General features: G+C 62.3%; 20 protein-coding genes. 8 read left to right on the top strand and 12 right to left on the bottom strand.

The annotated features are described in order from the left end of the window. Positions 1-108: 108 nt before the first annotated feature. From hflX to ASB58_RS02545, 7 genes are all read right to left on the bottom strand, one after another. On the bottom strand, positions 109-1,410 hold the full coding sequence (hflX, locus tag ASB58_RS02575; RefSeq protein WP_096003436.1) for a ribosome rescue GTPase HflX: 1,302 nt from the start codon (positions 1,408-1,410) through the stop codon (positions 109-111). 17 nt (positions 1,411-1,427) lie between these two features. After that, positions 1,428-1,682, bottom strand: a complete 255-nt coding sequence (gene hfq / locus ASB58_RS02570; protein ID WP_083728692.1) for an RNA chaperone Hfq — start codon at positions 1,680-1,682, stop codon at positions 1,428-1,430. 132 nt (positions 1,683-1,814) lie between these two features. After that, positions 1,815-2,801 (bottom strand): tRNA (adenosine(37)-N6)-dimethylallyltransferase MiaA, encoded by a 987-nt coding sequence (gene miaA / locus ASB58_RS02565; RefSeq protein WP_118129247.1) that lies wholly within the window; start codon positions 2,799-2,801, stop codon positions 1,815-1,817. Then, complete coding sequence (gene mutL / locus ASB58_RS02560; protein ID WP_118129246.1) at positions 2,801-4,657, bottom strand: DNA mismatch repair endonuclease MutL; 1,857 nt, start codon at positions 4,655-4,657, stop codon at positions 2,801-2,803. The genes miaA and mutL overlap by 1 nt, the downstream gene beginning before the upstream one ends. Before the next feature lies 1 nt (position 4,658). Further along, entirely contained in the window at positions 4,659-6,071 is a 1,413-nt protein-coding gene (locus ASB58_RS02555) for an N-acetylmuramoyl-L-alanine amidase (protein ID WP_118129977.1), read from the bottom strand. Positions 6,072-6,081: 10 nt separating this feature from the next. Further along, positions 6,082-6,555 carry a tRNA (adenosine(37)-N6)-threonylcarbamoyltransferase complex ATPase subunit type 1 TsaE gene (gene tsaE / locus ASB58_RS02550; protein ID WP_096003433.1) on the bottom strand — a complete coding sequence of 158 codons (474 nt, stop codon included), beginning with the start codon at positions 6,553-6,555 and terminating at the stop codon, positions 6,082-6,084. After that, on the bottom strand, positions 6,552-8,054 hold the full coding sequence (locus tag ASB58_RS02545; RefSeq protein ID WP_118129245.1) for an NAD(P)H-hydrate dehydratase: 1,503 nt from the start codon (positions 8,052-8,054) through the stop codon (positions 6,552-6,554). The genes tsaE and ASB58_RS02545 overlap by 4 nt, the downstream gene beginning before the upstream one ends. A gap of 62 nt (positions 8,055-8,116) precedes the next feature. Here ASB58_RS02545 and queG point away from each other — a divergent pair, with 62 nt between their 5' ends. Continuing rightward, the gene (gene queG, locus ASB58_RS02540) at positions 8,117-9,184 is read left to right on the top strand and encodes a tRNA epoxyqueuosine(34) reductase QueG (protein WP_118129244.1); all 1,068 of its coding nucleotides are present in this window, start codon (positions 8,117-8,119) and stop codon (positions 9,182-9,184) included. Here the strand turns inward: queG and orn are convergent. After that, entirely contained in the window at positions 9,174-9,716 is a 543-nt protein-coding gene (gene orn / locus ASB58_RS02535; RefSeq protein ID WP_096003430.1) for an oligoribonuclease, read from the bottom strand. The two genes, queG and orn, sit on opposite strands and share 11 nt — an antisense overlap. Positions 9,717-9,807: 91 nt before the next feature. Here orn and rsgA point away from each other — a divergent pair, with 91 nt between their 5' ends. After that, on the top strand, positions 9,808-10,848 hold the full coding sequence (gene rsgA, locus ASB58_RS02530; protein ID WP_118129243.1) for a small ribosomal subunit biogenesis GTPase RsgA: 1,041 nt from the start codon (positions 9,808-9,810) through the stop codon (positions 10,846-10,848). On the opposite strand, the gene motB is transcribed toward rsgA, so the two are convergent. Together motB and motA are read right to left on the bottom strand one after the other, a co-directional pair. Further along, positions 10,842-11,882: a flagellar motor protein MotB gene (gene motB, locus ASB58_RS02525; protein ID WP_096003428.1), complete on the bottom strand. Its 1,041-nt coding sequence runs from the start codon at positions 11,880-11,882 to the stop codon at positions 10,842-10,844. The two genes, rsgA and motB, sit on opposite strands and share 7 nt — an antisense overlap. Positions 11,883-11,885: 3 nt before the next feature. Beyond that, complete coding sequence (gene motA / locus ASB58_RS02520; protein ID WP_096003427.1) at positions 11,886-12,740, bottom strand: flagellar motor stator protein MotA; 855 nt, start codon at positions 12,738-12,740, stop codon at positions 11,886-11,888. Positions 12,741-12,849: 109 nt separating this feature from the next. Here motA and ASB58_RS02515 point away from each other — a divergent pair, with 109 nt between their 5' ends. The 3 genes from ASB58_RS02515 to asd all read left to right on the top strand — a co-directional run bounded on the left by ASB58_RS02515 (position 12,850) and on the right by asd (position 16,187). Beyond that, positions 12,850-14,424 (top strand): hypothetical protein, encoded by a 1,575-nt coding sequence (locus tag ASB58_RS02515; protein ID WP_118129242.1) that lies wholly within the window; start codon positions 12,850-12,852, stop codon positions 14,422-14,424. Between the two features lie 89 nt (positions 14,425-14,513). Next, on the top strand, positions 14,514-15,323 hold the full coding sequence (locus ASB58_RS02510; protein WP_118129241.1) for a rhodanese-like domain-containing protein: 810 nt from the start codon (positions 14,514-14,516) through the stop codon (positions 15,321-15,323). A 9-nt stretch (positions 15,324-15,332) separates the two neighbouring features. Then, entirely contained in the window at positions 15,333-16,187 is an 855-nt protein-coding gene (asd, locus tag ASB58_RS02505; protein ID WP_118129240.1) for an archaetidylserine decarboxylase, read from the top strand. Here the strand turns inward: asd and epmA are convergent, their stop codons facing one another. Both epmA and efp read right to left on the bottom strand, forming a co-directional pair. After that, positions 16,188-17,150, bottom strand: coding sequence for an elongation factor P--(R)-beta-lysine ligase (gene epmA / locus ASB58_RS02500; protein WP_118129239.1), 963 nt, complete (start codon positions 17,148-17,150; stop codon positions 16,188-16,190). A gap of 69 nt (positions 17,151-17,219) precedes the next feature. Continuing rightward, a complete protein-coding gene (efp, locus tag ASB58_RS02495) occupies positions 17,220-17,786 on the bottom strand; it encodes an elongation factor P (RefSeq protein WP_083725482.1) in 567 nt (188 codons plus the stop codon). A 106-nt stretch (positions 17,787-17,892) separates the two neighbouring features. Between efp and epmB the strand changes: the two genes are divergently transcribed. The 3 genes from epmB (at position 17,893) to ASB58_RS02480 (ending at position 23,020) form a co-directional block, all read left to right on the top strand. Continuing rightward, positions 17,893-18,921 carry an EF-P beta-lysylation protein EpmB gene (gene epmB / locus ASB58_RS02490; RefSeq protein WP_118129238.1) on the top strand — a complete coding sequence of 343 codons (1,029 nt, stop codon included), beginning with the start codon at positions 17,893-17,895 and terminating at the stop codon, positions 18,919-18,921. 182 nt (positions 18,922-19,103) lie between these two features. Next, positions 19,104-20,888 carry a cyclic-di-GMP receptor FimW-related protein gene (locus ASB58_RS02485; RefSeq protein ID WP_118129237.1) on the top strand — a complete coding sequence of 595 codons (1,785 nt, stop codon included), beginning with the start codon at positions 19,104-19,106 and terminating at the stop codon, positions 20,886-20,888. Between the two features lie 62 nt (positions 20,889-20,950). Further along, complete coding sequence (locus ASB58_RS02480) at positions 20,951-23,020, top strand: EAL domain-containing response regulator (RefSeq protein ID WP_118129236.1); 2,070 nt, start codon at positions 20,951-20,953, stop codon at positions 23,018-23,020. The last annotated feature ends 55 nt before the right edge of the window (positions 23,021-23,075 follow it).

Here is a 23,075-nt window from a genome sequence, read left to right as displayed (position 1 = left end):
GCGTTCTCCGTTGTCTGTAACCAATCAAAGCCCGGGCCGCGACGACCCGAAACAGGGTGCAATCCTACCGTAAACCTGACAGGGGACGCGAACTGGCCTCCCCTGCTTTCATTGCAAAGTATGTTGCTGCAGAAACTGCTCCGGCTGCCAGCCTTCGCGCTTGAGCAGCCGATTGAAATCGCTGCGCTGCAGGCGCACCTCCAGCTGCTGCCGGCCATCGTCGCCAATCTGCTCTCCCACCACCGCACCGGCGGCGTAGAACTGGGCGCGCAAACGCGCCTCAGCATAGTCCAGCTGGATCCGCTCCTGCACGATATCATCGCCCAGTCGCTCGGAAACGGCCTGGGCCAGCAGGTCCAGCCCGCGCCCCTGGCGAGCCGAAATCCAGACGCGCACCGCCACACCCTCTTCGTCACGCTGGATCTGCGGTTCAAAACCGTCAATCAGGTCGATTTTGTTGTACACCTCGAGCATCGGCAACTCGAGCGCGCCGATCTCACCGAGCACGTGATGTACCTGATCGACATTGGATTCACGCTCCTCGTCGGCGGCATCGATCACATGCAGCAGCAGATCAGCCTGACTGGACTCCTCCAGCGTGGCACGGAACGCCTCGACCAGTTTGTGCGGCAAATGGCGAATAAAACCCACCGTGTCGGCGAGGATCACCGGCCCAATATCGGCCAGATCGATGCGCCGCAGCGTCGGATCAAGGGTAGCGAACAACTGATCTGCCGCGTAAACCTCGGAGACCGTCAGCGTGTTGAATAACGTCGACTTGCCCGCGTTGGTATAACCCACCAGCGACACCACCGGGATTTCCGCCCGGCGCCGGGCGCGGCGCGCCTGATCACGCTGACTGCGCACCTTCTCCAGCCGCTTGGTAATCTGCTTGATACGCACGCGCAGCAGGCGACGGTCGGTCTCCAACTGGGTCTCACCCGGGCCGCGCAGACCAATCCCGCCCTTCTGACGCTCAAGGTGGGTCCAGCCACGCACCAGACGCGTGCTGAGATGGTCGAGCTGAGCCAGCTCCACCTGCAGCTTACCCTCGTGGGTACGCGCACGCTGGGCGAAGATATCCAGAATCAGACCGGTACGGTCAATGACCCGGCACTCCAGTTCGCGCTCGAGATTGCGCTCCTGGCTGGGGGTCAGGGTGTGATTGAAGATGACCAGCTCACCTTCGCTGGCCTTGACCAGCGCCCGCAGCTCGTCGACCTTACCGCTACCGATAAGAAAACGCGGGGTGGGCTGATGGCGGGAAATGGTCAGGAAACCTGCATTTTCAGCGCCGGCAGACCGTACCAGTTCGATAAATTCCTGCGGATCTTCCTGGCGCTGCTCGTCCAGACCTTCGAGGTGAACAAGAATCGCACGTTCACCCCCTTCATGGCGCTCAAAAAACAATCAGGCCTCCTGCATCATCAGGGATTGCCGGCCTCGGCCTCGTCAGCACCAGGCTGTGTCGGCAGACGCACGGGGCGACCGGGAACAACAGTGGAAATAGCATGCTTGTAGACCATCTGGCTGACAGTATTCTTCAGCAAAATGACAAACTGGTCGAAAGATTCGATCTGCCCCTGCAGCTTGATGCCGTTGACCAGATAGATGGATACCGGAACGCGTTCCTTACGCAGAACGTTCAGGTAAGGGTCTTGTAGTGAATGCCCTTTTGACATTGCCTCACTCCTTTTATGGAAACCGTATATTTTTGAGCATTATTTGAATGCGAATCGGCCGGCCTGTCCATTATCCAAAAGACGAGCAGGCACCGTTACTGCACAAGCACAGCTTGCAGAAGCGTCGAAGCCTCATAATGAGGCCGTCTGCAGCACTTTCAAGGCCCGCTCGAATCTTTTCGGGTCGAGACTGTCAAGCCACTCAATCGGCTCATTCCAGCCACGCAACCAGGTAAACTGACGCTTGGCTAACTGGCGCGTTGCGATGACACCTCGCTCGTGCATCTGCTCGTAACTCAGCTGCCCTTCGAGATAATCCCAGACTTGTCGATAACCGACCGCCCGGATCGAGGGCATGCTGACGTCCAGATCGCCACGCGCGTGCAGTGCTTCGACCTCGGAAATCAGCCCTTGTTGCAACATCAGCGAAAAACGTTCGGCAATTCGTTCATGCAGTACCGAGCGCTCCTGCGGAGCAACCGCCAGATAACGCACAGTATAAGGTAAAACACCGCCACCGGGCGTCTGATCCGCGGCTTTTTCTGCGTGCTGACGCTCATGCCATTGAGTCAGTGTAATCCCGCTGCCGAGAAATACCTCATAGGCACGGGAAATACGCTGCGGATCATTGCGGTGAATGCGTTCAGCCGAGACCGGATCAACCTGCGCCAACGCCGCGTGCACCGCTGGCCAGCCCTGCTCCTGCGCCATGGCGTCAATGCGCGCACGCACCACCGGGTCGGTCGACGGCATGCTTGCCAGACCTCCCGCCAGCGCCTTGAAATACAGCATGGTGCCCCCCACCAGCAGCGGCACACGGCCACGCGCAGTGATGTCCCGTATCAATGCCAGGGCATCATCGCGAAACCGCGCTGCCGAGTAGGGCTCGGCCGGGTCGAGGATATCGATCAGATGATGCGGATAGCGCTGCAGCGTTTGCACATCAGGCTTGGCCGACCCGATATCCATGCCACGGTACACCAGCACCGAATCGACGCTGACCAGTTCACAGGGAAACTGGTCGTACAGATACATGGCCAAATCCGTTTTGCCCGAGGCGGTCGGCCCCATCAGACAGACCAGCGGCGGCAGCCCTGACGTGCCGGAGACTGAAGCCATCAGCGCCCCCGCAGAAACAGCTTGTCGAGCTCGGTCATGCTCAGCTGGGTCCAGGTCGGACGCCCATGGTTACACTGACCACTGCGCTCGGTGTGCTCCATATCACGCAGCAGCGCGTTCATTTCCGCCAGGGTCAGGCGACGATTGGCTCGCACCGAGCCGTGGCACGCCATGGTTGCCAGCAATTCGTTGAGGTGCGCCTGGATACGGTCACTGCTGCCATATTCCAGCAGATCACTCAGCACATCCCGCACCAGCGGCTCGGCGTCAGCCTGTCGCAACAGCGAGGGCACTTCGCGAATCGCCAGGGTTTCCGGCCCCATGCGCTGCAGCGACATGCCCAGCTTCTGAAACCAGGCGGCATGTTCGTCCGCACAGTCGGCTTCGCGCTGACTCACGGCCATGCTGGCCGGCACCAGCAGCGGCTGACTGCGCAGCCCTTCGTGGTCCATCGCCTGTTTCAAGCGCTCGTAGGTAATCCGCTCATGAGCCGCATGCATGTCGACAATGACCATGCCGGCGGCGTTTTCAGCCAGAATGTAGACCCCATGCAATTGGGCGACGGCATAGCCCAGCGGAGGCACATCCTCCCCTTCAACTGCTGCCGGCAGGCTTGGCGCTGACGCGCCGCCGCTACCATAAAGTCCCGCGTAGGCTGCCGCCGCCCCGGCGGGCGGCGCGGCTGGCGGCACATAGGCACTTGGAGACGGTGCATTCCAGGTTGCTGGCGCCTCGTTCAGCGCCATGCGTTGCTGACCGGAAAAGACGCCGGCATCCAGCCCGGATACGGTCGGCTGGCTGACCGGCTGCGCCCCCGGAGCTGGCGCCTCGTCACCCTCAGCCTGGTCACCGGGCCGCTGGTCAGCCAAGGCGCGATAGAGCGTACTGAACAGAAAGTCGTGCACCATCCGCCCATCACGGAAGCGCACTTCATGCTTGGTCGGATGCACATTCACATCGACCACCGCCGGGTCCAGCTCCATAAACAACACAAAGGTCGGATGGCGGCCGTTGAACAGCACGTCGCGATACGCCTGACGAACGGCGTGCGCGACCAGCTTGTCCTTGATCATGCGTCCATTAACGAAGAAATACTGCAGGTCCGCCTGGCTGCGCGAGAAGGTTGGCAGCCCGACCCAGCCCCACAGGCGCAAGCCGCTGCGTTCGCTGTCAATTTGCCGTGACTGTTCAACAAAGGCAGGGCCACAGACGCTGGCAACCCGGCGGCGCGCCTCCTGCTCGGTCTGCGCCGGAGGCAGCCCCAGCACCGGACGGCCGTTATGCCGCAGGTTGAATGCCACGTCGAAGCGCGAGAGAGCCAGCCGCTTGACCACTTCTTCCAGGTGACTGAATTCGGTTTTCTCGGTGCGCAGGAACTTGCGCCGCGCCGGCGTATTGAAAAACAGGTCCCGCACCTCGACAGTCGTGCCCCGCGGGTGCGCGGCAGGGCGCACGCTGGGCGCCATATCGCGCCCCTCGGTTTCGACCTGCCAGGCCTGGTCCGCCCCCTCGGGGCAGGAAGTCAGGGTCAGCCGCGAAACCGAGCTGACCGATGCCAGCGCTTCGCCACGGAAGCCCAGCGTAGCCACGGCCTCCAGATCATCCAGATCGCGAATCTTGCTGGTGGCATGGCGCGACAGGGCCAGCGGGAGGTCATCCTGTTCGATTCCCGAGCCGTCGTCACGCACGCGCAGCAGCTTGACGCCCGCCTGCTCCACGTCGATATCGATCCGCCTGGCGCCCGCATCGAGGCTGTTTTCCAGCAGTTCCTTGATTACCGAGGCAGGTCGCTCAACGACCTCCCCTGCCGCGATCTGGTTGGCCAGACGCGGACTAAGCAGTTGAATACGAGACATATCAGCGTTCGTTCTGGACCAGCACACTGCCGGCCGGCACCTTGAGCACCTGGCCAACACGAATCCGGTCGGAGGAAAGGTCATTGGCATCGCGCAGGCTGGCCAGCGACACCTGATAGATATTGGCAATAGCAGACAGGCTGTCGCCCCGACGCACCGTATGCTCGCGGGGGCCCTGTGCCAGGCGACCCTCGGCCTTCATGGCTGCCACACGGGTACCAGGCGGCGGGTTGCGATGAAAATACCCTTTTACGCCAGTAAAGATGGCACGCGCCATGGATTGCTGGTGATCCCGGGTAACCAGCTTACGCGCCTCTCCCGGATTGGAGATAAACCCGGTTTCCACCAGGATCGAGGGAATATCCGGTGACTTCAGCACCATAAAACCGGCCTGCTCCACACGGGACTTGTGCAACCGATTAATTTGTCCAACCGACGACAAGACCTGCTGCCCGACGTCCAGACTGGCCGACAAGGTCGCCGTCATCGACAGATCCAGCAACACGCTGGCCAGCACCTGATCCTTGTTGTCCAGGCTGACACCACCAACGCCGCCAATCAGGTCCGAGCGGTTTTCCCGGTCGGCCAGCAAGCGCGCGGTTTCGGAGGTAGCGCCGCGATCGGACAAGGCGAAGACCGATGCGCCGTTGGCGCTGGCACGGGTAAAGGCATCGGCATGGATGGAAACAAACAGGTCCGCATTGTGCTGACGCGCAATCTCGGTGCGCCGACGCAATGGAATGAAGTAATCGCCGGTGCGCACCAGCTCGGCTCGGAAGCCCGGCTCGGCGTCAATCAGGCGCTTCAGGTCGCGCGATATCGCCAGCACAACGTCCTTTTCACGTGCACCGCCATGGCCGATGGCACCAGGATCCTCTCCGCCATGCCCCGCATCGATGGCGATGATGACGTCACGGTCCCCAGCTTCGCTGGCCGAGCGAGTAGGTGTTTGCGGTAACGGGGAGGCAGAGGGCTCACTCGGCGTCGGCAGGCTGCCAGCCCGGCGAGGGCTCTGGTCGAAAAGATCGACGACCAGCCGGTCACCATACTGCTGGTTGGGCGGCAGCACAAAGCTCTTGGGGTTCACCGCCGTGGACAGGTCCAGCACCACACGCAGGTCACCGCCGTCACGCGGCGCCGACCGCAAGCCGGTGAGCGGGGTATTGTCCAGTTCCAAGCCACTGGTGTTTGCGGTCAACCGGGCATTACTGATGTCGATGACAATACGTTCGGGGTTGGACAGGGTAAACAGCGTATGCTCGGCTGGCCCACTCAGATCAAACACCAGCCGCGTGTTGTCCGGCGCACGCCACAGACGCACACTCTTGATATCTGCCGCCTGCGCCCATTGGGCCAGCAGGCCAAAGAGCACCACCGCCCCCAACAGCGGTAGCCGGCGCTTTCCCCCGGTCATGCGATTCACGCTAGCCTTCACTCCGCAATTGTTGTATCCGTTGGCAGGTCGCCTGGCCGTGGGCACTGCCTGCGGTCAGCGTCAGACGCCGCCCGGCTCCCACGGCGTCAATGGTAATCGTCAGATCAGGCCTTGGCAAAGCGCCCGCCCCCTTCTCTGGCCACTCTACCAGGCACAGGTTGTCGCCATCGAAGTAGTCGCGCACACCCAGAAACTCCAATTCTTCGGGACTGGCCAGTCGATACAGATCAAAATGATATACATTGACCGGTCCGAGCTCGTAGGGTTCAACCAGCGTGTAGGTAGGGCTCTTGACCGCCCCTGTGTGCCCGAAAGAGCGAACAATGCCGCGACTGAGCGTGGTCTTGCCCATACCCAGGTTGCCTTCCAGATAGACGACACCCCGCCCCTCTAGCGCCGTTGCAATCTGCGCCCCCAGCTCGACCATGGCGTCTTCGCCATTGGCCAGTAATTCCAGCTTCATACCACTCCCCGTTGATTCAAGACGCCGCGTATCACTGGCGCCATCTCGCTCGCCATCAGCCCGACTTCACCCACTCGGCGCGCCAGATGATCACCGGCCTGCGCATGCACCAGCACAGCATACCGCGCCGCCTTCGCGGCGGGAACGCGCTGCGCCAACAACGCGCCCAGCAAGCCTGATAGCACATCGCCCATCCCCCCCACCGCCATGCCCGGGTTGCCCGCACTGCACAAGGCCGGCAACAGCCCTGCCGACACCGGACTGGCGACCAGCGAGCCCGCCCCCTTGAGCACCGCGTGACAATCGAGCAGCTCCACCAGGCGCAGGGTCGCCTGCAAGCGATCCTGCGAGACATCTGCCGTGGCGCAGCCCAGCACGCGCGCGGCTTCGGTCGGATGCGGCGTCACTATCGAGCGAGCGCCCAGCGCCGGCGGGCGGGGCATACGCGCGAGCAGATTCAGCGCATCGGCATCGAACACGCGCGGCAGATCCGCCGCAATACAGGCTGCCAGACACTGCTGGGCCCAGGCCGAGCGGCCTAGGCCCGGCCCCACCACCAAGGCATCCGCGTGCTGCAGCAAGGCCCCCAGCTCAGCCGCATCGGCCAGACCGTGCACCATGATCTCCGGATGTCGCGCCAGCAGCGGCGCAACATGCTCGGGCGCGGTTGCCACACTGATCTTCCCCGCGCCCGAGTGCAGTGCAGCCTCAGCCGCCAGCATGATCGCGCCCCCCATGCCGGGGCCACCGCCCACCAGCACCAAGTGCCCATAGCGCCCCTTGTGGGCAGACCGGGCACGCGGAGCAAGACAGCTCTGCCAGCGCTCTGGCAGCAAGAGCTCCATGGTCGCCGGGACACTGTCCGGAAGGAACTCGACCAAAGGCGCAAAAAGCAGCTCACCGCAGCAATCGGGCCCCTGCCCGGTCAGCAGGCCCGGTTTGACGCTGATAAAGGTCACCGTCGCCGTGGCCTGCACCACAGCGCCCAACGGCACACCGCAGTCAGCATCGAGGCCACTGGGGACATCCAGCGCCAGCACCGGACAACCGGAGCGGTTCAGCGCCTCGATCGCCGCACCATAGCCAGGCCGCACAGTTCCCTGCAGACCGGTGCCCAGCATGGCGTCGACCAGCACGCCGGTCAGCTCGCTGCCGGCCTGCCAAGGCGCGATATCAACACCCGCGTCCCGGGCCTGTTGCCAGGCCAGTGCCGCATCTCCCTGCAGGCGCTCCGGTGCAGACAGTGTGAGGATCGACACCTGCCAGCCAGCAGCCTGCGCCAGACACGCCAGCAGGTAACCATCGCCCGCGTTATTTCCGGCACCACAGAGTACCGTCATGCCGTCATGCCGCGACCAGCGCTGCTGCACCGCGCTCCAGGCCGCCGAGGCGGCGCGCTGCATCAACTCCAGCCCGGCAAGGCCGCCAGCGATCAGCGTCGCGTCCAGCGCCCGGGTCTGGTCGCGGGAATAAAGCACAGGAGGTAATGATGCGAGCATGGCTAGGCTCCCTTGAGGTCTGGCACAATTATAGGGAAGCCTGTCAACCAACCCCAGCCGCCATGACCTCCCAAACACCAGATTATCAGCAGCTAGCCGAGCAGATTCGCCAACTGGCGCGCGAACTGGGCTTTCAGCAACTGGGTATCGGCGCGACAGAGCTGGGCGAACACGAACAGCACCTGCAACACTGGCTTGATGCTGGCTACCATGGCGAGATGGAGTGGATGGCCAGCCACGGCAGCAAGCGTACCCGCCCGAACGAACTGGTGCCCGGTACGCAGCGAGTGCTCTCGGTGCGGATGGACTACTTGCCGACCGAGACCGAGATGGCCAAGCGTCTGGCCAACCCCGATGCCGCCTATATCTCGCGCTACGCCCTGGGGCGCGACTACCACAAGCTGATCCGGCGCCGCCTGCAACAACTGGCCGAACGTATCGAGCAGTTGATCGGCCCCTTCGGCTACCGCGCCTTTGTCGACAGCGCACCGGTCATGGAGCGCGCACTCGCCACCCGCTCAGGACTCGGCTGGATCGGCAAGAACACCATGCTGATCAACCGCAAGGCTGGCAGCTATTTCTTTCTGGGTGAGCTATACACGGACCTGCCGCTACCGATCGACGCCCCGCAACAAACCGAGCATTGCGGCAAATGCACCGCCTGCCTGACCGCCTGCCCGACCGGCGCCTTTGTCGGCCCGCACCTGCTGGACGCACGCCGCTGCATCTCCTACCTGACCATCGAACTCAAGGGCGCGATACCCGAAGCACTGCGCAAGCCGGTGGGCAACCGGGTATTCGGCTGCGATGACTGCCAGCTGGTCTGTCCCTGGAACCGGTTTGCCAAAGCGACCGAGGAAGCGGACTTCACGCCTCGACACAATCTGGATCAAGCCAGCCTGGTGGAGCTGTTTCGCTGGGATGAAGCCACCTTCCTCAAGCGCACCGAGGGCTCACCTGTCAGGCGGATTGGCCATGAACGCTGGCTGCGCAACCTAGCCATTGGCCTGGGTAACGCAACCAGCAGCATCAACGTGATAGAAGCCCTGAAGCTGCGCCAGGCGCACCCCTCAGCGCTGGTGCGCGAGCATGTGGACTGGGCGCTGGCGCAGCACGGCATCAATACTTAATGAAGTGCTCGCGGTAGTGCTGCAACTCGGCGATCGAGTCACGAATGTCATCCATCGCCAGGTGACTGCTTTGCTTCTTGAAGCCGTTCTTGACCTCAGGCGCCCAGCGTGAGGCCAGCTCTTTCAGAGTCGAGACATCCAGGTTGCGGTAGTGGAAGTACTTTTCCAGCGCCGGCATGCCGCGATAGAGAAAGCGCCGATCCTGACAGATGCTATTACCACACATGGGCGATTTGCCCGCCGGCACCCAATCGGCAAGAAAGGCGATGGTCTGACGCTCGGCCTCTGCCGCACTGATCTGGCTATCGCGCACGCGCTGGGTCAGGCCGGACTGGCCGTGCTGGCGGGTGTTCCACTCATCCATGCCATCGAGCAGCGCATCCGGCTGCTTGACCGCCAGACTTGGGCCTTCAGCCAGCACATTGAGCTCGGCGTCGGTCACAATGGTGGCGATTTCGATGATCACATCGTTGTCCGGATCCAGGCCGGTCATTTCCAGGTCGATCCAGATCAGGTTGTCAGGGTGTTGCATGGGAGCTCCTGCATGAGAGTTGGCAGCGCGAAACGCGCATTGGCTGCAGTATAACTGCTAAACTGCCGCCGATTATTCAGACTCCGAGCCCATGGCCAAACGACACCTCACCCGCCGCCAGAATTGGCGCATTCAGAAGATTCAGGACGAGCGCGCTGCGCGCGCAGAGCGACGCGCCGAAAAAGCCGAAGAGAGCCTGGAAGGCGGCGACCTGGGCCCAGAGCAGCCCGGCCTGGTGATCGCCCACTTTGGCGTACAGGTCGACGTGGAAGCCACCAGCGGCGAACTGGCAGGTCAGATTCGGCGTTGCTATCGCCGTGCCAACCTGCCGGCGCTGGTGACCGGCGATCAGGTCGTCTGGCGCGCCGACAATCAGCAAAGTGGCGTTATCGTTGCTCAACAGCCGCGCCAAACCGAACTGTGCCGTCCAGACCAGCGCGGCCAGTTGAAGCCGGTAGCAGCCAATGTAGACCGGCTGATCATCGTTTTTGCCCCGCTACCCACCCCCTATACCAACCTGATCGACCGCTACTTGGTGGCCGCCGAGCAGGCCGGGCTGGAACCACTGCTGGTAATGAACAAGTCTGACCTGCTGCCAGGCAGCGCAGGTGCAGCAGAGCTGCTGCAATGGCTGGAAGACTACGCTCGCCTCGGGTATCGCACGCTGCTGCTGTCGGCGGGAGAAGGTGACGGACTGGACCAGCTGCGCGGCGAACTGCGAGACCACACCAGCGTCTTTGTCGGCCAGTCCGGGGTTGGCAAGTCGTCGCTGATCAATGCCCTGCTGCCCGGGCAGGATCTGCGCGTCGGCGCCCTGTCGGAGAGCACCGGCAAGGGCACTCACACCACCACCACGGCCAGGCTGTTTCATTTTCCTGACGGCGGCGACCTGATCGACTCGCCCGGCATCCGCGAGTTCGGCCTGACGCATATCAGTCACGACGAGCTGCTTGAAGGCTTTATCGAGTTTCGCCCGCTGCTTGGCCTTTGCCGCTTTCGCGACTGCCAGCATCTGCACGAACCCGGCTGCGCGCTGCTGCAAGCGGTGGAGCGCGGAGACATATCGGCCGTGCGTATGGCCAGCTACCGCCATATCCTCTCGACGCTGGACGACGGCTCAGACAGCTACTGATCCAGTCCGCGTAGCTGCTCGGCGTTGTCAAACAGGTTCAATCGGCGCTGCCCATTGGCAGCCGGTGCGGCCGCCGCGGGGTCCGCAGTCTGAGCTTCTGGCGCCGAAGGCACCGGAGCCGCGTCCGGCTCCGGCAGCTCGATCACCGGCGGCTGAACGTCCAGCGTTTCCGGCGCCACCGCTGGCGCAGCACTGTCAGCGCCCTCGCGAATCTGCTCCTCGGCCTGACGATTGAGCACCACGATATCGATGCGTCGATTGATCGGACTGAGCGGATCCTCCCGATCAAACAACGCCGAATCGGCATAACCCACCACTCGGGCTACCTGTTCCTCCGGATAGCCCGCCGCCAGCAGAGTGCGGCGGGCGGCGTTGGCACGATCACTGGACAGCTCCCAGTTGCCATAACCGCGACGCCCGGCGTAGGGCTGTCCGTCGGTGTGGCCGCTGACACTGATCTTTTTCTTGACCTTGGCAATGGTGTCGCTCAGCGACAACAGGATTTCCTCGAAATACGGCTGCAGCTGGGCGCTGCCGCTGGCGAACATGGGGCGGTTCTCGGCGTCGACAATCTGGATGCGCAGCCCATCCTGGGTGATTTCGATCAGAATCTGATCCTTGAAGCGCTGCAACACCGGCTCACTGTCGATCTGGTTCTGCAACTCCTGCAGCAGCATTTCCATATCGCGGCGCTCGGCCTGATCAGCCAGCTCACGCGCGCTATCCTCGCTGACCTCCTGCTGCCCGGTTTCCTGCGGCGTCTGATTCAAGGTGGTCTGCGGGGCCACTTCAGGGGAGCCGCCCAAATCAATCGCCCAGGGGCTGCCCCCTTCGTTGAAGCCGATGGGGTCGTTGAAGTAGCCGGAAATACTGCGCAGCTGCTCAGGTGTCGCAACCGTGATCAGCCACATGACCAGAAAGAAGGCCATCATCGCCACGGCAAAGTCGGCAAAGGCGATTTTCCAGGAACCACCATGATGCCCGTGGTCCTTGCGGGTCACCCGCTTGACGATAATAGGTTGGTTATTGTCCACCGCTTAGCGTCCCTTGACCGAGTCTTCCAGCTCGTTGAAGCTCGGACGATGCTCCGGCAGCAGGGACTTACGACCAAACTCAACCGCCAGCGCGGGCGGCAGGCCCTGTGCACTGGCGACCAGCGTCATCTTGATCGCCTCGTAGGTATTGGCCTCTTCATGGGCCACATGCCCCATGGCCGTAGCAAAGGGGCCAACAAAGCCGTAAGCGGCGAGAATACCGAGGAAGGTACCGACCAGCGCAGTGGCGACCTTCTCACCAATCTCGGCCTTCTCGGCATCCCCCAAAATCCCCATGGTGATGACAATGCCGAGCACGGCGGCCACGATACCGAAGCCCGGCAGGGCGTCGGCAACCCGCGTCACCGCATGGGACGGCTCCTGCAGCTCTTCGCTCAAGGCCGAGATTTCGACATCAAACAGCGCTTCCAGCTCGTGTGGCGCCATGTTGCCCGAGGACATGATGCGCAGATAGTCGCAGATGAACTCGGTCATGTGGGTGTCTTTGAGAATCGCTGGATACTTGCTGAAGATGGGGCTTTCAGCCGGCGACTCGACGTCAACCTCGATGGCCATCATGCCCTCGCGCCGACTCTTGTTCAGCACCTCGTAGAGCACGCCCAGCACATCCAGATAAAACGCCTTGTTGAAGCGATGACCAAACAGAATGGCCGGCCCGGCAGACATGGCCTTCTTGACCACGGCGCCGCTGTTGGCCACCAGAAAGGCGCCGAAGGCCGCACCACCAATAATCAAGATCTCAAAGGGATGCCACAGCGCAGCGATATTGCCACCAGACAGCAAAAAGCCACCCAGCACAGCGCCGATGACTACAACAAAACCACCAATTTTCAACATAGATCCGTGTCATCCCGAGCGATCAAGCGCACAAAACAGCGCAGGGCAGCAAAATAGCTGCCTTTCAGGTTATAGTCGTGCAAATACCTATTATAAAGCCGCAAAGCGCATGAGCACACACCCCGACATCAACGCTTACACAGAGGTTATCGGCGAGCTGCGCCAGAAGCTGAATGCCTGCGTGCTGCCCATCACCCGCTGCCAACGCGACCACCTGCTGGAACAGCTTGGCAGCGACCTGCTGAGCATTACCGAGCTGACGCACCAGATCATGCGCGTCCCGGTGGCAGCCCTGCACATCTGTCGCCAAGCCGGCGAGGCGGCGCGCAAGCGCGATGTCGACGTACTGACACTGGAGCAAGCCTGCTCATTACTTGGCACCCAACGCCTGATCAACTTGTTGCGAGAGCTGCCAGTGGTTGAGCACGACCAACTGCCGCGCCCGTACCGCCAGCTGCTCAGCATCAGCGAGCATGCCGTCGGCCAAGCGCAAGGGCTGTTTGCCAACCGCATTGCCCGCCTATGGCAAGAGATGTCGCTGGCCACCTTGCTGTTCCTCTCCCCGCTGTGGGCGCTGACCTACCTCAAGCCTCACCTGTTTGAGCAGTGGGACCGCCTCAATCGCGGTGCGCTGCCTGAAGGTGTGACCCGCACCCGGATAGCCGCCACCACCACTGCCGGCTTTCAGTTGGTACAGCTGGTCGCCCAGGACTGGTGGCTACCGCCGTGGATACTGCAAGGTTACCGCTCCCTGAACGACCACCGGCGCACCATGGTCAAGGCGCTGCACGTAGCCCGTGACAGCACCCATCCGCAGGAACAGCTGGCCCGCCTTGACGCCGACCGTGACCTGTATCGCTGGCTGACGCAGCCGGCCAATGGCGTACTGATCGCCAGCGGCCTGGCGCTCGGCGCGCACAGCAACTGGTACACCAGCCATACCCTGCGCTGGCAGCAACTGGCCGCGCTGTACCTGAATTGCGACGTCCCGGAAGCGCAACGCCTGAGCCATGAAAATGCCGTGGAGAATGCTCGAACCCAGTACCAGGCGGTCACCCAGGACCTGCTCCTGCCCGCCGCCACTCTGCCGTGGACTGAGCAACCAGCGGCCATCGAGCAACTGTCGGCCACCCTGCCGCTGCAGGGCAATGTTGTCGAACAGCCAGAACAGACCAGAGCGAGACCCGCCCACTGGCGCGCCCTTTGCCTGCAGCTCAGTGCCACACCGTCACCATTTGAGAACCTCGGAGCCCTGCTCGACTGTGCCCAACAGGCGCTACAGGACGGACTGGGCGCCGAGCGCAGCTGGATCGCTCTGGCCCACGGCGCGAGCGCCCAACTGGTGGTGCGCAGCAACGCCGGCTTCGCACCTGACCTGTTCAGCTCCGGCAGCCGGGTCGGCCCGAGCAAGAACAGCGTCTGGCTCCGCTGGCTAAGCTCAGCAGCCTGCCACAGCGTCAGCGCCAGCCACCTGCAGTTCAATCAACTGCCAACACCGCTGCAGCAGCACCCCTACACCACTGCTTTTCACCTGGCACCGGTAATGCACAACCAGCAGGTGCTGGCACTGATCTTTGTCGCCGGCGAACAGGGCCGCGCGCTGAGCCACCAGCGCCAGCAGGCATTGGTGAAAACCGCCCAGTGTCTGCACAAGGCCTTGGTACAGTTCAAACAGCGCGCCTGACCATCGTCACACACCAGCGCTTGTGGTGACGCCCCCACAAGCTCTAGCATTCATCCTTTTCCGGTCCGGACCTCCAGGAGACCTTTCCCATGGCTCAAGCCACCTTGCCGCTACTGATCGAACCATGCGATCTGACGCTGCCGATTGACGCCCGCACGACTCGCCTGGTTGACCTGTGCAGCAGCGAGCAATACCTGGCCGGCCACATTCCAGGTGCCGTTCACCTGGCCCCTTCGCGCACCGCCTCTCCCGCCCCGCGCCCGGGTCCACTCCCGGGCATGGCCGAGCTGCAGGCGATATTTGCCGAGCTAGGGCATCACGATGATCTGCATTACATTGTCTACGACGACGAGGGCGGCGGTTGGGCCGGGCGCTTTATCTGGATGCTCGACTGCATCGGCCATCACCACTACAGCTACATCAACGGCGGTCTCAAAGCCTGGATCGCTGACGGCCTGACCCTGGAGACAATGCCCAATCAGGCCGAACCCAGCGCGCCGCAACTGGAGATCGAGCGCGGCCACACCATCATGCTGACTGACTTGCTGGCCGATCTGAACAACCCCGACCGGGTCATCTGGGACGCGCGCTCGCCGCAGGAATATCGCGGCGAGAAGGTCGTCGCCAGCAAGGGCGGACACATTCCTGGCGCCATCAACTTCGAGTGGACCGCAGGTATGGACCCGTCACGCGGTCTGCGTCTGCGCAGCGATCTGGCCGAGCAGCTGCAGCAACTGGGCATCGTGCCAGACAAGGAAGTGGTGACCCACTGCCAAACCCATCACCGTTCGGGCTTTACCTACCTGGCGGCCAAAATTCTCGGCTACCCGCGCGTCAAGGCCTACGCCGGCTCGTGGTCCGAGTGGGGCAACCACCCCGACACCCCTGTTGAATCCTGAGGAAAGCGCATGTCAGACCGTCTGTTTATCCTGTTTCAGTATCTGTTGCCGCACCACCTGCTGTCCCGCGCAGCGGGCTGGCTGGCCAACTGTCGCTGGAACTGGGTCAAGAACCCCTTTATCAGCTGGTTCGTCAAACGCTACGACGTGGATATGAGCCAGGCGCTAGAAGAAAACCCCACGGCCTACCCCAGCTTCAACGAGTTTTTCACCCGCGCTCTGAAGCCCGACGCCAGGCCGCTGGACGATAGCCCCGGCGCCATTCTCTGCCCCGCTGACGGCGCCATCAGCCAGCTCGGCAGGATCGAGCACGGCCGCATTTTCCAGGCCAAGGGCCACAGCTTCAGCGTGCAGGAATTGCTGGGCGGCGATGCCCAGCAGGCTCAAGTCTTTCAGGGCGGCGAGTTTGCCACCGTGTACCTGTCGCCACGCGACTATCACCGGGTACATATGCCGCTTGGCGGCACGCTGAAAGACATGATCTACGTGCCGGGCAAGCTGTTCTCGGTCAACCAGCTGACGGCCGAAAACGTGCCCGAGCTGTTCGCGCGCAACGAGCGCGTGGTCTGCCTGTTTGACACCGAAGCCGGCCCCATGGCGCTGGTGCTGGTTGGCGCCATGATCGTCGCTTCAGTCGAGACCGTCTGGGCCGGCCTGGTAGCACCGCCCAGCCGCCAGCTGCGCAGCACCCGTTACGGCGAAGCCGCGCCCCAATTGGACAAGGGCGCAGAAATGGGCCGTTTCAAGCTGGGCTCCACCGCCATCGTACTCTTCGGACCGGACGCAGCGCGCTGGAGCGACGCCCTGAAAGCAGGCGACACGGTCAGCATGGGTCAGAAAATGGGTACGCTCGGCGGCGCCTGATCAGGCCCGCCCGGCATCAAAGGCAATCACCTCAGCAATAGTGCTGGCGCCCAGCGCCAGCATCACCAGACGATCAACCCCCAGCGCCACCCCGGCGCACGACGGCAAACCGGCGTGCAGCGCCGCCACCAGCGGCAAATCGATTGGCAGCGCAGCAACACCCAACGCCTCACGCTGCTGCTGGTCAGCCTCAAATCGGCGCAGCTGCTCATCGGCGTCGGTCAGCTCAAAGTAGCCGTTTGCCAACTCCATACCCTGCACAAACAGCTCGAAGCGCGCCGCCGCCGGCACCCGATCATCACCCTCGACAATCTGCGCCAGCGCCGCCTGCGAGGCCGGAAAGGCGTACACCATCGTGGGGGCCTGCAATGCCGGCTCAACGCACTCGGCAAACAGCAGATTGAGATAACCGTCGCGGCTCAGCTGGCCAGCAAAGCCGCAGCGCGACGCTGCCAGCCGTTGCAGATCCATATCGGAGCAGGCGTGCACATCCAGCCCGGTATGCTCGGCAAAGGCGTCGGCATAGGTGATCCGGCGCGCCGGCGCGCTTTCAAGCACCGCACAGACCAGCGCGTCGACCTCATCCATCAGTTGATGATGGTCAAAGCCGGGGCGATACCATTCCAGCATGCTGAATTCGGGGTTGTGCCTGCGCCCCACCTCGCCATTACGGAACACCTTGCAAAGCTGCCAGATCGGACCACTGCCGGCGGCCAGCAGGCGCTTCATCGGATACTCCGGTGACGTATGCAGATACAGCGTTGCCGCCTGGCCACCGCCCTCGGGCACAAAATCCGTGGCAAACGGGTGCAGGAACGGATCACTGACCGCGGCATGCGACAGGGCTGGGGTATCCACCTCCAGCACGCCGCGCTCGGCAAAGAACTGACGAATCTGGTTAATGATGCCCGCGCGCTGGCGCAAGGCGTCGATGGTTGCGCTGGGTTGCCACGCTCGGCTCATGTTGCTTACCTCGATTTGCAGACACAAAAAACCGGGGCCAGGCCCCGGTTTCTTCAACGACTTGCGTCGTTATGCGCGACCAACGTACTCGCTGGAGCGGGTATCGACCTTCAGCACGTCGCCAGTGTTGATAAACAGCGGCACCTTGACCACGGCGCCGGTAACCAGCTTGGCCGGCTTGTTGCCGCCGCCAGAAGTATCGCCACGCACACCCGGGTCGGTCTCAACCACTTCCAGCTCCACAAAGTTCGGCGGCGTCACGGCGATCGGCGCGCCGTTGAACAGGGTCACGGTGTACACCACCTGCTCTTTCATCCAGTTCATGCAGTCGCCAACGGCCTTTTCGTCCGCGCCGTACTGCTCGAAGGAGCCGTCGGTGGCCATGAAGTGCCAGAACTCACCATCGGTGTACAGGTATTCCATTTCGCGATCCATTACGTCAGCGCCTTCCAGGCTGTCGCCCGACTTGAAGGTGCGCTCGTTGACGCGACCGGTTTTCAGGTTGCGGACCTTGACGCGGTTAAACGCCTGACCCTTGCCGGGCTTGACGTATTCGTTCTCGAGGATCGAGCACGGATCACCGTCCAGCATCACCTTAAGACCCGGTTTGAATTCGTTGGTAGAATAGTTGGCCATACAAGTTCCCACTTTCAATTAAACGGATGATCCGAAGCGCGCCGCACCACACAGCGTGCGGGGCATTCAGTCGGACACCCTGATACCCATGCGCGGAAAAACGCCAATGATACATGCTTCTGCAGTTCGTGTTGAGCCTGCCAGCTGGCAAAATCTGCTCGCCTCCAGCATCACCGACCCGCGCACCCTGCTTCACCGCCTGCAACTGGACCCGCAACTGCTCGAGGGCACGCTGGCTGCCGCGCAGGACTTTGCCCTGCGCGTCCCCGAACCGTACCTCTCGCGCATCCGGCCCGGCGATATCAACGACCCCCTACTGCGTCAGGTGCTGCCGCTCGGCATCGAGCTGGACGAGCAACCAGGCTATGTTGCCGACCCGCTAGGCGAACAGCACAGCAACGCCCGTCCCGGCATCATCCACAAGTACCATGGTCGCCTGCTGCTGGTGGTCAGCGCCGGCTGCGCGGTCAACTGTCGGTACTGCTTTCGTCGTCACTTTCCCTACCAGGACAACAGCCTCAGCACCGCTGAATGGGACGCGGCACTGGACTACATCCGTCAGGACGACAGTATCAGCGAAGTCATATACAGCGGCGGCGACCCCCTGGCCGCCAACGATCGACGCCTGGCCTGGCTGACCCGCGAAATTGCCGCCATACCCCACGTACGCCGGCTACGCATCCACACTCGACTGCCGATCGTGATTCCGCAACGCATCACCCCGGAGCTGATTGATGCGCTGTGCGGCACGCGCCTGCCAGTGACCATGGTCTGGCATTGCAATCATGCCGCAGAACTCGATGAGCTGACGCGCGATGCCGCCAACCGTCTGCGTCAGGCCGGCGTCACCCTGCTCAATCAGGCGGTCCTGTTGCGGGGCGTCAACGACACCCTGTCGGCACAGATAGCCCTGAGCGAAGCACTAGGCGACAGTGGCGTATTGCCCTATTATCTGCATTTGCTCGACCGCGTACGCGGCGCCAGCCACTTTCTGGTGCCCGACAACCAAGCGCAAGAGCTGGTCGGACGCTTGCTTACGCGCTTGCCCGGCTACCTGGTACCCAGGCTGGTACGCGAAACCGCCGGTGAACCCGCCAAGGTCCCGGTCAGCGTCACCCTGGTGCATGACCTATAAATAATCAGAGGATTTGGCAGTAGCGCATGGCAGGTCGCGACTCGGCTTCTGCACTTAGCCAGTTGAGGACTAAGCTGCTACAGTGTTTTCACAGAAGACAGAACCCTTCAAGTGCCACGGATGAGCAGCACACCATTGCTGCCACGGCCCGGCCGGAAACGCATGTACTGGATACGACTGTTATGGATAGCACGACGCAAAAAATGCACTTGCGCATACCTCAGCAAACGCTCAGCAGCCTGAGCTTCGCCGAGGGCACCGAGAAGGGCATCACCCAGTGGCTGGCCAACCTTCCCAAGGCCAACATCGGTGAAACAGCCCGCCAGCTTTATCAAGGATTGATTGAGCTGAACCAGTACGAGGTCGCCCCAGACCGCAGGCTGGCGATGCTCGAGCGTATTCGCCCCGAAGTTCACTACGTCTGTTCGGCGCTGTCCAAGTACTATCTCGGCCAGTCCATCGTGCTGGAAGACAAGCCTCGCAAGGTTGCCAACCTGTCGCAATCCCTGCAAAACCACTTGGCCAATGGCTACAAGATCGTGGTAGCGCAAGAGCGCAGCATCAAATCGCGCGACCACAGCACCCTGATGACACTGGCCCTGCAGCGCTCCATTCGTGGCCTGTGCGGTCCACTGCTGCGCGCTTTCCAGCTCTATTGCCCGGTCGCAGACGGCATCTGGCTCGAGCTGCATCAGCTGTATCAGATGGCTCGCAAGCGCAAGCTGCACCAGACCCCGGTCAATGACACCGAAAGCGCCAACAAGCAACCGCTGAGCATTGAGCAGTGCTACCTGGTGGCGCTGCTGATGGGCTCGGCGCGTCCTAACCAGATGCGCCAGAGCGCTATGGGCCGGCTGTTCGCCACCCTCGAAGACTGGAGCAAACACGCCCGCCTGGTTGAACCGGATGACAGCAAAGCGTTGTTCATCATCAACCCGGACATGGATTGCCCGCCGCGCTACAAATCACTGATTCGCGGCGAAAGCCTGGACAACAGCCTGGGCCTAGATACCCGGGGGCTGGTCAGCAACATCAAGAATTTCATGCTCGAAGGCAACGACTATTCCGGCGACCTGAACATCCCGGGCACCCTGGGCATCGAGCTGCTGCAGCACGTCAGCCAATCCTGGGGCGATCTCGCCGAGCGCACGTTCAACCGTATCCCCAGTCAAGGCCAGCTGCGCGTCAGCATCGGCATGAGCGCCACTCACTTCCGCATTGCCGGCAAGGCCTTTGCGCGCATGATCGACGCCACCGAAGAAGAGCTCAACCCCTTCTCCGAGACCGCCCAACGCGCCAAGCAAGGCGGCTGGACAGGCGCCTTTGACGGCGGCCAATCGGTCGAATGGAGCGGCGGCAACATTGAACAGATCGATTACGGCAGCCAGGCCGACGGTGACGACGACAGCGACGACACCTACCCGATCCACAGCCTGCCGATCGTCAACCATAGCCCCGGCGGTTTCTGCCTGACCTGGCCCAAGGACGTACCCAAGCAGCTGCAGGCTGGCGAATTGCTGGGCGTGCAAGAAGCCAACGAGCAAGACTGGAGCCTCGCGGTGGTACGCTGGATTCGGCAGGTACGCGGCGGCGGCACACAGATGGGCATCGAGCTTATCGCCCCCCACTGCACCCCCTGCGCAGCCAAGCTGATTCGCAAGACCGGCGAACCAAGCCAGTACCTGCGCGCCCTGCTGCTGCCCGAGGTTACCGCCATCGATCGGCCGGCAACCATCATCACTCCGCGCCTGCCCTTCCAGGTCAACAGCAAGATCAGCATCCTGCAAGGCGGCAAGGCAGAACGGGCTCACCTCAACAATCGGGTTACCGCAACCGGCAGTTTCAGCCAGTTCGAATACCACCTGATCGAGCAGCCACGGGAAGAGAAGCCTCAATCTGAGACTGAAGGCGCATCTTTGACAGTCGCTGTCGAGGATGACTTTGACTCACTCTGGAAGTCTCTGTAGATTCAGTGCTCTGATACCGCAACAGGCTGCGCAGCAAGGCAGCCTGCACTCCCCGGAAGACCATGGCCAACGATAAAAAAGCCATCAGGCTGCTGATCCTCGACGACTCGCAAAACAACGCTGAGCGTCTGGTTAGCCTGCTTCGCAATGCAGGGCACGCCACCCGCGCCCATCGCATCACCTCGACCGAAGACCTGCAGGAGTGCCTGCAGCAAAACTGGGATCTGTGCCTGGCCCAGCCGAAAACCAGCTTCATGAGCGCCGAAGACGCCGCTGCACTGATCAAGCGTCAGTCGCGGGATGTGCCGCTGATCCTGCTCAAGCCCGGCATCGATATCGACATGCGCACCAGCGCGCTGCGCTGCGGCATGGCAGACGCCCTGCCGCAAGACGCCGACGCACTGCTGACCCTGATTGTAGACCGCGAACTGGTCAACCTGGAGGCCCGACGGCAGCGGCGCATTGCCGAGCAGAACCTGCGCGAGGCAGAAAAGCGCTGTCAGTTGCTGCTCGACAGCTCGGTCGACGCCATCGCCTATGTACATGACGGCATGCACATTTACGCCAACCGCGCCTACAGCGAACTCTTTGGTTACGAAGATGCCGACGACCTGGCCGCCGAACCCATGGTCGGCCTGATCGATGCCGAAGATCAAGCCGCGTTCAAGGACTTTCTGCGTCACCATGATGATCAGGGTGGCCAAAGCGACCTGCGCTGCAAGGCCGTCGACAGCAGCGGCAAGCGCTTCCCCGTTCGCCTGAGTTTCTCGCCTGCCAGTTACGACGGCGAGCCCTGCACCCAGGTAGTCATTCGCGCCGAGACCGCCAGCGCCGAGTTCGAGGAAAAGCTCAAGGTGATGGCCAGCCGCGACCTGGTGACCGGCATGTTCAACCGCGCCTACTTTCAGGAGCAACTCGACACCGTACTGGATCAGGCCGTACGCCAGGGCGTTGCCAGTACGCTGGTATACCTCAGCATCGATGGATTCAGCAGCCTCCAGGCCGATATCGGCATTGGCGCAGCAGACCTGTTGCTGACTGACCTGGCGCAGCTGCTGCGCAACCATTTCAGCGAAGATACGCTGATGGCGCGCTTCGCCGATGACGCCTGCAGCATGTTGCTCGAGGGTCAGGAGCCCGCAGCGGCCATGGCGCAACTGGAAGCGCTGCGCAGCAAGCTCGAAGGCCACCTGTTCGAGTCGAACGGGCGCACCGTACGCATCACCGTGAGCATGGGCGTGGCTGCCATCAGCGAAACCAGCGCCAATCCGACTGAAGCCATCGACCGCGCGCACCGCATCGCCGACCAGCTGAGCACCGACGGCGGCAACGCAATCAAGGTGTTTGACCCGCTTGAAGAACTGGCCATGCAGGCCAACCGCGGCGACCTGATTGCGCTGATCCGCCACACGCTGGAGACCAATGGCTTCCGTCTGCTGTTTCAGCCGATCATCAGCCTGCGCGGCGACGAAGCCGAGAATTACGAGACCTTCCTGCGGCTACTCAACAGCAAGGGAGAAGAGGTGCCCGCCAGCGAGTTTCTGCCGGCAGCAATGGAAGCCGGACTGGCCCTGGATATCGACCGCTGGCTGATCAGCCGCGCGGTGAAACTGTTGAGCAACCACCGCAGCAAGGGCGCTGAAACGCATCTGCTGCTGAACCTCAGCGCCGCCAGCCTGCAATCACCCGATATGGTTCAGTGGATCGCCGCCATCCTCAAGGAAGCGCGCCTGCCGGCCGACGCCATCATCTTCCAGTTCAACGACGCCGACATCAACACCTACCTGAAGCAGGCCAAGGTGCACACCGATGCGCTGCGCCAGATGCATTGCAGGGTATCGATCAGCCACTTCGGCGGCGCCTTGAACCCCTACGCCTCACTCAAGCATGTACAGGCCGACTACATTCAGATCGACGGCTCCTTTACCCGTGACCTGTCCACTGCCAAGGCGGTAGATACTTTGAAGGAGATGATCAGCGCGCTGCACAACCAGGGCAAACTGACCATCGCGCCCTATGTCGATAGCGCCACCATGATGCCGACCTTGTGGCAGGCCGGCGTCAACTACATTCAGGGCTCTTACCTGCAGGCGCCCAGCGACGCCATGAACTACGACTTCAGCGCTGAGTAACTCGCAAGGAAGCGCTGATACATCCCGCAAGGACACGTGGGATTTATCAGCGCAT

It is taken from the genome of Pseudomonas abyssi (assembly GCF_003444685.1).
GTDB classification, from domain to species: domain Bacteria; phylum Pseudomonadota; class Gammaproteobacteria; order Pseudomonadales; family Pseudomonadaceae; genus Halopseudomonas; species Halopseudomonas abyssi.
Note: the sequence above shows the minus strand (reverse complement) of the source record. Positions and strands in the feature narration are given on the sequence as shown.